Origin of the sequence: Streptomyces sp. MBT65 (genome assembly GCF_016612545.1) — a bacterium.
GTDB lineage: Bacteria > Actinomycetota > Actinomycetes > Streptomycetales > Streptomycetaceae > Streptomyces.
In genome coordinates this window covers 1-8644 of record NZ_JAENRY010000338.1, presented here as the reverse complement: position 1 = coordinate 8644, position 8644 = coordinate 1, and the positions used below count along the sequence as shown (strand labels likewise).

7 protein-coding genes are annotated in these 8644 nt (G+C 71.6%); 3 read left to right on the top strand and 4 right to left on the bottom strand.

Annotated elements, in window-relative coordinates; all coding sequences use genetic code 11:
- Window positions 1-78 precede the first annotated feature (78 nt).
- Window positions 79-1032 carry an A/G-specific adenine glycosylase gene (locus JHN63_RS43425; RefSeq protein WP_200690645.1) on the bottom strand — a complete coding sequence of 318 codons (954 nt, stop codon included), beginning with the start codon at window positions 1030-1032 and terminating at the stop codon, window positions 79-81.
- Window positions 1033-1325: 293 nt separating this feature from the next.
- Here JHN63_RS43425 and JHN63_RS43420 point away from each other — a divergent pair, with 293 nt between their 5' ends.
- Window positions 1326-2138, top strand: coding sequence for a hypothetical protein (locus JHN63_RS43420; RefSeq protein WP_200690644.1), 813 nt, complete (start codon window positions 1326-1328; stop codon window positions 2136-2138).
- A 12-nt stretch (window positions 2139-2150) separates the two neighbouring features.
- On the opposite strand, the gene disA is transcribed toward JHN63_RS43420, so the two are convergent.
- Together disA and radA are read right to left on the bottom strand one after the other, a co-directional pair.
- Window positions 2151-3275, bottom strand: coding sequence for a DNA integrity scanning diadenylate cyclase DisA (gene disA, locus JHN63_RS43415; RefSeq protein ID WP_200690643.1), 1125 nt, complete (start codon window positions 3273-3275; stop codon window positions 2151-2153).
- A gap of 82 nt (window positions 3276-3357) precedes the next feature.
- Complete coding sequence (gene radA, locus JHN63_RS43410; protein WP_200690642.1) at window positions 3358-4767, bottom strand: DNA repair protein RadA; 1410 nt, start codon at window positions 4765-4767, stop codon at window positions 3358-3360.
- A 200-nt stretch (window positions 4768-4967) separates the two neighbouring features.
- Here radA and JHN63_RS43405 point away from each other — a divergent pair, with 200 nt between their 5' ends.
- Window positions 4968-6671 (top strand): hypothetical protein, encoded by a 1704-nt coding sequence (locus JHN63_RS43405; RefSeq protein WP_234478564.1) that lies wholly within the window; start codon window positions 4968-4970, stop codon window positions 6669-6671.
- Window positions 6672-6675: 4 nt separating this feature from the next.
- Here JHN63_RS43405 and JHN63_RS43400 read toward each other — a convergent pair whose 3' ends face one another.
- A complete protein-coding gene (locus JHN63_RS43400) occupies window positions 6676-7542 on the bottom strand; it encodes a hypothetical protein (protein WP_200690640.1) in 867 nt (288 codons plus the stop codon).
- A gap of 83 nt (window positions 7543-7625) precedes the next feature.
- On the opposite strand from JHN63_RS43400, the gene JHN63_RS43395 reads away from it, so the two are divergent.
- Entirely contained in the window at window positions 7626-8558 is a 933-nt protein-coding gene (locus JHN63_RS43395; RefSeq protein WP_200690639.1) for a Ppx/GppA phosphatase family protein, read from the top strand.
- The last annotated feature ends 86 nt before the right edge of the window (window positions 8559-8644 follow it).

Sequence of the window (8644 nt, the reverse complement as noted above, 5' to 3'; positions counted from 1 at the left end):
TGCCGGAGCGTTGCGCGGGCTGGGTGTGGGCTGTGATGTGGCCGGGGGTGGGGTGCGTGGCTGTGAATTGACCGTGTGTCAGGTTCGGGTCGCCGGGAGTTGGTAGAAGCCGTCCTGGAGGGGTTCCACCAAGCCGTCCGCCACCAGGCCGTCCAGCGCTCTGGCCCGCTGCACCGGTTCGTGCCACACGCGGTCGAGTGCGGACTGCGGGACGGGGGTGTGCGCTTCGCGGAGTACGGCCAGGAGCTTGCCGCGGACCTGGCGGTCCGTGCCGGCGTAGGTCTGGCCCTTGCGGGCCGGGCCCTCGTGTTCCGGCTTGCCGGCGAGGTTCCACGCGCACTGGGCGCTGATCGGGCAGCGGTGGCACGTCTCGTTCTTCGCCGTGCAGACGAGTGCGCCCAGTTCCATGGACGCGGCGGCCCAGCGGGCGGCGGTGTGCTCGTCCTGGGGGAGCAGGGCGCGGGCGAGCTTGCGTTCGGCGGCGGTGGTGGCGTTCGGGGGGTACTGGGTGCCGGTGACCGCGCGCGCGAAGACGCGGCGGACGTTGGTGTCCAGGACGGCGTGGCGCTGGCCGTAGGCGAAGGACGCGACGGCGGCGGCCGTGTACTCGCCGATGCCGGGCAGGGCGAGGAGCTGGGCGTGGTCGGTGGGGACGTCGCCGCCGTGCCGTTCCGTTATGGCGGTGGCGGCGCCGTGCAGGCGCAGGGCGCGGCGGGGGTAGCCGAGGCGGCCCCAGGCGCGGACGGCTTCGCCGGGGGCGTCCTTGGCGAGGTCGGCGGGGCGGGGCCAGCGGGCGAGCCACTGTTCGTAGACCGGGAGGACGCGGTTGACCGGGGTCTGCTGGAGCATGAACTCGCTGACCATCACGCCCCAGGGGCCGGCGTCGGGGTGGCGCCAGGGGAGGTCGCGGGCGTTGTCCTCGAACCAGTCGATGACCGGGGTGTGGAGGTGGACTCCGTCCGGTGTGGTCGCCGGTGTGGTCGACAGTGTGGTGGCGGGTGTGGTGTGCGGGGGTTTCGTGGGCGCAGTCATGGCGGTTCCGATCCTGCCACGGCCGGTGGGGGGTCGGGGTCGTGTCGGTACGGCGAGCCCGCCGCCGGTCGCGCCCCTCTGCCTGCTGCCACAGTCGAACGGGTGGGGACCAGCTGAGCGGCGGGCTCGCCGTACCGCCACGACCCACTCGCTCGCGTCGGCGGGTGCGGGCGGGTCCGTGGTCCATTCCGCCTGATTCCAGGCGGGGTTGCCAGGATGATGATCCGGAAAAGTTGGGGCTGGGGCGGCGGGTGGGGCGAGGTAACTCGCTGATCTCTCGTAGAGTTTGCGCCGTGGGATCTATGCGCAATCCGGTCGGGCCGCTTCCCTCCTCCATCTATTGGCGTCGGAGGATCCTCATGGTGTCCGTGGTCGCCTTGTTGGCGCTGCTGATCACCTGGATCGTCACGTCGGGCGGCGGGGGCGGCAAGAACGGTGCGGATGGGGCGAAGAACGGGAAGACGCCCGCTCCTACGATCACTGCCGGGCCGTCGGGAACCGGTCCCGCCATCAGTCAACACCCGGGCGGCCGCGATGAGTCAAGCGGCGGCAGTAGTGGCAGTAGTGGCAGTAGTGGGGGCAGCGGGAGCAGTGGGGACTCCGGCGGCACGAGTGCCGGATCTGGATCAGGTGACGGTGGCTCCGGTGGTGGGTCCAACGGGGGTAGTAGTACGGGGACTACTGTTCCTGCCGACTCCACGCTTCCCAACTGCACTGCCAGTGCTGTGCAGTTGAGTCTGCGGAGTCTGCACAACTCGTACTCGCCGGATCAGACGCCGACCTTTGTGCTGACCGCCAAGAACTCCTCCGGCAGTGACTGCAAGGTCGATCTGGGGCCTAAGAGCGCGGTGTTGACCATCACGGAGGCGGGGGGCAGTGCTGATTTCTGGTCGTCCGCCGACTGCCCGAAGAGTTCTGCGAGTGTCTTTTATCGGGTGTCCGCCGGGGGCAGTGTCACTTACACCCTGAAGTGGGATCGCAAGCCGAGTGCGCCCGAGTGCGCTACTCCGGCCGCTGGTTCGGCCGGGGCCGGGACCTATCTGGTGGAGGCGGAGGCCTCCGGGTTCGCCAAGGCGCAGACCTCGTTCGTGCTGGCGAGTGACTGACGCCGGGGCGCCCTAGACGTAGCGCTCCAGGATTGAGGATTCCGCCAGGCGGGAGAGGCCCTCTCGTACGCTCCTTGCCCTTGCCTCGCCTACGCCGTCGACTGTCTGGAGGTCGTCGACGCTTGCCGCCAGGAGTTTTTGCAGGCCGCCGAAGTGTTCCACCAGGCGGTCGATGATCGCGCCGGGGAGGCGCGGGACCTTGGCCAGGAGGCGGAAGCCTCGGGGGGAGACCGCCGAGTCGAGCGCCTCGGGGGAGCCGGTGTAGCCCAACGCGCGGGCCACGGTGGGGAGTTCGAGAAGCTCGGCGTGGGAGAGCGCGTCGAGTTCGGCCAGGGCTTCGTTCACCGTGCGGGAGCGCTTGGCCGTGGGTTCGGGGACGTAGTCGCGCACCACCAGTTCGCGTTCCGGTTCCACGCCTGCGATCAACTCCTCCAGCTGGAGGGCGAGCAGGCGGCCGTCGGTGCCCAACTCCAATACGTACTCGGCGATTTCCATGGCGATCAGGCGGACCATTTCCAGGCGCTGGACCACTGCCGATACGTCCCGGACGGTGACGAGGTCCTCGATCTCCAGGGCCGACAGCGTTCCCGCCACCTCATCCAGGCGGAGCTTGTAGCGCTCCAGGGTGGCCAGGGCTTGGTTCGCGCGGGACAGGATTGCTGCCGAGTCCTCCAGGACGCGGCGTTGGCCGTCCACGTAGAGGGCGATCAGGCGCATGGACTGGGACACCGAGACGACCGGGAAGGCCACCTGTTTGCTGACTCTGTCCGCCGTGCGGTGTCGGGTGCCCGTCTCCTCGGTGGGGATGTTCGGGTCGGGGACCAGTTGGACGCCCGCTCGGAGGATCTTGGAGAGGTCGGACGAGACGACGATGCCGCCGTCCAGTTTGCAGAGTTCGCGTAGGCGGGTGGCCGTGAACTCCACGTCCAGGATGAAACCGCCCGTGCACATCGCTTCCACGGTCTTGTCGGAACCGAGCACGATGAGTCCGCCCGTGTTGCCGCGGAGAATCCGCTCCAGGCCGTCGCGCAGGGCCGTGCCGGGTGCCACGGCGCTCAGGGAGGCGCGCATCAGGCCATCGGCACCGGAGCTCCCGCCGGACTTTCCGGGAGCTGACGCCCGGTCGTTGGCTGCCACTGCACTCCTCGGGTCGCAGGTTTTTCTGGTGCTCCCGTTTCGCGTACCTGGTTCGTACGGACGGGCGAGACCAGGGCAAAGTCTACCGGCGGTCCTCGTCGTCCCGTGGGGCCTCTCGTTTACGGGAGCGAGGGAGGACCCTGAGGGCCTCTCCTATGTCGGCCACTTCGAGGACCTTCATGCCGGCCGGGATCTTGCCCGGGTCGCCCGGAACGAGGGCGTGGGTGAAGCCCAGACGGTGTGCTTCGGAGAGCCTGCGCTGGACGCCCGTGACCCGTCTGACCTCGCCCGCCAGGCCCACTTCGCCGATCGCGACCAGGTTCTTGGGGAGCGGGACGTCGCTCGCGGCGGAGGCCAGGGCGAGGGCGATCGCCAGGTCCGCGGCCGGTTCGGAGAGTTTCACTCCGCCGACTGTGGCGGAGTAGATGTCCCGCTTGCCCAGAGCGCTGATCCGGCCGCGCTGTTCCAGGACCGCGAGCATCATCGAGACGCGGGAGGTCTCCAGGCCCGAGGTGGTGCGGCGGGGGGAGGGGATCTGGGAGTCGACGGTGAGGGCCTGGACCTCGGCCACCAGGGGGCGGCGGCCCTCCAGGGTGACGGTGAGGCAGGTGCCCGGGACCGGCTCCGCGCGGCGGGTCAGGAACAGGCCGCTCGGGTCGGCCAGGCCCGTGATGCCCTCGTCGTGCAGCTCGAAGCAGCCGACCTCGTCCGTGGTGCCGTAGCGGTTCTTGACGCCCCGTACGAGGCGCAGGCGTGCGTGCCGGTCGCCCTCGAAGGACAGCACCACGTCCACCAGGTGTTCCAGGAGGCGGGGGCCCGCGATCGCGCCGTCCTTGGTGACATGGCCCACGAGGAGGGTGGCCATGCCGCGTTCCTTGGAGGCGCGGATCAGGGCGCCGGCCACCTCGCGGACCTGGGCCATGCCGCCGGGCGCGCCGTCGATCTCCGGGGACGCCACCGTCTGCACCGAGTCCAGGATCAGCAGGCTCGGCTTCACCGCGTCCAAGTGGCCCAGGATCGTGGCCAGATCGGTCTCGGCGGCGAGGTACAGGTGGTCGTCGATCGCCTTGATGCGGTCGGCGCGCATCCTGACCTGGCTCGCCGACTCCTCGCCGGTGACATAGAGCGTGCGGTGCTCGTCGCTCGCCGCCTTGGCCGCCACGTCGAGGAGGAGGGTCGACTTTCCCACGCCCGGTTCGCCCGCGACGAGGACGACCGCGCCCGGGACCAGCCCGCCGCCGAGCACCCGGTCCAGCTCGGGCACGCCGGTCGAGCGGGCGGTGGCCTGGCGGGCGTCGACCTGGCCGATGGGCACGGCGGAGGTGGTGACACGGCCCGGCGCCGTCGTACGGACCGCGGGCGCGCCGTACTCCTCGACCGTCCCCCAGGCCTGGCACTCGGAGCAGCGGCCGAGCCACTTCGCCGTCTGCCAACCGCATTCGGTGCAGCGGTAGGACGGACGGTCCTTGGTGGTCTTCGTACGGGCAGCCATGCGTGAACCGTAACCGCCGCCACTGACAACGCGGTCGGCGGACGGACGGTCGCGGCTCGGGATCCGGCCACCCCTGTCGGGAACGAGCCATGGCGGCAGGGGTTCCTGTCCCCTTATGAGGGATCGTTTCACCCGTACGGATTAAAAGTGCTCAAGGGGGCGGAAGGGGGCATCGACCGCCGCCTACGGTCGCACGGGTGATGAGCAGCAGTCCGGAGACCTCGACCCGCACCACCGGCGCACACGGGGCGCATCGGGAGGCGCGCGACCGCGCCGCGGCACGCACGCTGGCGCAGCGCCCGCCCGCGCGCTACGAGCCGTATCTGGACGGCCTGTTCACGTACTGCCTGTCCGTGCTGTGCGACCACGACGCGGCGACCGCCGCCCTGGGTGACGTGCTGGCGCTGGCCGAACGCCGGGGCGCGCGCGTGCCGGAGACGGCCGGTGACCGTCGGGCCTGGCTGTACGCGCTGGCCCGCTGGGCCTGTCTGCGCAAGCTGGCCGAGGCCAAGCAGAAACGTCAGGGCACGCACGCGGCGGGTCGCGTCGAAGCCGAGGAAACGGTCGTTCCCGAGGAGCTGCGCGAGCAGCGGCGGCGTGAACTCGCCCTGCTGGCCTGGCCGGAGGCCGCCGGGACCACCCCGGAGCAGCGCGAGGCGCTCGAACTCGCAGTGCGCCACCGGCTCGCCGCCCACGAGGTCGCCGCCGTCCTCGGCATGGACCTCGCGCTCGCCCGTGAACTGCTGGCGTCCGCCGCCTGCGAGGTGGAACGCACGCGTGCCGCCCTCGCCGTCGTCGAGACCGGGAGCTGCCCGAGCGTCGCCCGGCTCACCGGCGACCACCAGCTCGTGCTGAGCAGCGCCCTGCGGCGCGAACTCGTCCGGCACGTCGACGACTGCCCGCACTGCCGCCGTACCGCCGAGCGCGCGGTCCCCGGCACCTGGCCCGGCGCCGGTGTCACACCCGCCGAACTGCCCGTCCTGGAGGCGCCCCGCGCGGCCCTGCACGTCGCCATGGCGCACCTCCCACGCGCGCGTGGAGCCGCGGCACCCCGTTTCGACCGGCGCGGTTTCCCGATGGACCCCAAGGACCGCGCCGCCCGAAGAGACCGGCTCCGCGCGCGTGCCGTCACGACGACCGTCGTCGCCACCGTCATCGCGGCCCCCGTCCTCGCCCTGTGGGCCGCCTACCGGGGCACCCCGACCGGCGAGGGCGCCGACGGCCGGGCCGTCACCGCGAGCGAGCAGCACGGGCCCGGGATCCTGGAGGGCGAGGTCGCGAGCGGCGGCTACGAGAACACCGGCAACGCGAGCACCGGCCCTCGCGCGCGGGCCGGCGAGAACGGCAAGAACGATGTCTCCGTAGAGGTCGTCAGCGTCACCGGCGCCGGCCAGAAGGGTGCCGGTCACCTCTCCGTCTCCGCCGCCAACAGCGGCGACACCACGCTGATCACCCTCACCGCGTCCGGCGCGGCCCCGGTCCGCTGGTCCGCGACCACCGCGGCGCCCTGGCTCTACCTCAGCCAGTCCTCGGGAACCCTCGCCCCGGGCGAATCGTTGACGATCAAGGTGTACGTCGACCCGCTGCGCGAGCCCTCCGGCCACTGGACCGCGCGCGTGGCCGTCTCACCCGCCGGCGCCATCGTCTCGATCGAGGGCTACGGCACCGCCCCCGCCCCGAGCGACCCGTCGCATCCCTCGCACCCGTCGGATCCCGATCCCGGTGGGCCGCCCTCGTCCGGCCCCGACCCGACGCCCACGGACACGGCTCCCACCGACCCCACGCCGAGCGATCCGCCGCCCTCGTCCACCGACCCCACCCCGACCCCGACGGACTCGTCCTCCGCCGACCCGGGCGGCTCGACGCCGCCGTCCGGTGACGGCGGCGACCCGGGTCCGTCCTGACCCGTCAGCCGACCGGGTCCGCCGGATGCGGTGCCAGCAGCGGGAGTTGCGAGGCCAGGCGCTGCTCGCACAGCTCGACCAGGCGGTCGTAGCCGGCCTTGCCCATCAGTTCGGTCAGCTCCGGGCCGTAGGACACATAGACCGGGTCTCCCGCGCCGTGCGCCGAGGTCGCCGACGTGCACCACCAGTGCAGTTCGTGGCCGCCGGAACCCCAGCCCCTGCGGTCGTACTCGCCGATCGACACCTGGAGCACGCGCGTGTCGTCCGGCCGGTCGATCCACTCGTACGTCCGCCGGACCGGCAGCTGCCAGCAGACGTCCGGCTTGGTCTCGAGGGGCTCGCGGCCCTCCTTGACGGCCAGGATGTGCAGCGAGCAGCCCGCGCCGCCGGCGAAACCGGGGCGGTTCTGGAAGATGCACGAGCCCTGGAAGGGGCGGGTCTGGCGGTCGCCGTCCTCGTCCTCCGAGATCCAGCCGTGTTCCACGCCCTCGTCGTGGTGCTGCCAGATGTCGGGCGTGAGCCTCGCCACATGCCCGGCGACCCGTTTCTCGTCGTCCTTGTCGGAGAAGTGCGCGCCCAGGGTGCAGCAGCCGTCGTCGGCGCGGCCCGCCTGGATGCCCTGGCAGCCGCTTCCGAAGATGCAGTTCCAGCGAGAGGTCAGCCATGTCAGATCGCAGCGGAAGAGCTGCTCCTCGTCCGCCGGATCCGGGAACTCCACCCACGCGCGCGCGAAGTCGAGCCCCTTCTCGTCGGCTTTCAGAGCCTTCTTCGACATCGTCGACGTCTTCGGGGGCCCGGCCGACGTCACCGGCGAAGAATCGCCGGGTGATTTGGCCGCCTTGTCGTTCTTCGCCTTTTTCGTCTTTGGCACGCGTCCAGGGTAAGTCGCCCGGGGCGGCCCCAGAAACCGCTCCGGGGACGGAGATCGGTGCAGGTGGCAGTAGCGTTCCGTATATGAGACTCGGTGTCCTCGACGTGGGATCGAACACGGTGCATCTGCTGGTGGTGGACGCACACCCGGGAGCGCGACCGCTGCCCGCGCACTCGCACAAGGTGGAACTCCGCCTTGCCCAACTCCTCGACGAGGACGGCGCGATCGGCCCCGAAGGGGTCGACAAACTCATCGGCGTCGTCCACGAGGCGTTGCAGGCGGCCGAGGACAAGGGCGTCGAGGAGCTCCTCCCGTTCGCCACCTCCGCGGTCCGCGAGGCCAGCAACGCGGACGAGGTCCTCGCGCGCGTGCAGACCGAGACCGGCGTCGAGCTCCAGGTCCTCACCGGCGCCGAGGAGGCCCGGCTCACCTTCCTCGCCGTCCGCCGCTGGTTCGGCTGGTCCGCCGGGCGGCTGCTCGTCCTCGACATCGGCGGCGGCTCCCTGGAGATCGCGTACGGCATCGACGAGGAGCCGGACGCGGCCGTGTCGCTGCCGCTCGGCGCGGGCCGCCTCACCGCCGGCTGGCTCCCCGGCGACCCGCCGGAACCGGAGGCGATAAGGGCCCTGCGCCGCCATGTGCGCGCCCAGATCGCCCGTACCGTCGGGGAGTTCAGCCGCATGGGCGCCCCCGACCTCGTCGTCGCCACGTCGAAGACCTTCAAGCAGCTCGCCCGCCTGGCCGGCGCCGCCCGCTCCGCCGACGGCCTCTACGTCCAACGCGAGCTCAAGCGCGGCTCCCTGGAGGCCTGGGTCCCCCGCCTCGCCGGCATGACCACCGCCCAGCGCGCCGTCCTCCCCGGCGTCTCCGAGGGCCGCGCCGAACAGCTCCTCGCCGGCGCGATGGTCGCCGAGGGCGCGATGGACCTCTTCGGCGTGGAGACGCTGGAGGTGTGCCCGTGGGCGTTGCGCGAGGGCGTGATCTTGCGGCGGTTGGATCAGATGCAGTCGGCGTAGGCGTAGGCGTAGGCGCAGGAGCAGGCGGGCGAGCTGCTTGAAGGTCTTCGACGTGGCGACGACGAGGTCGGGGGCGCCCATGCGGC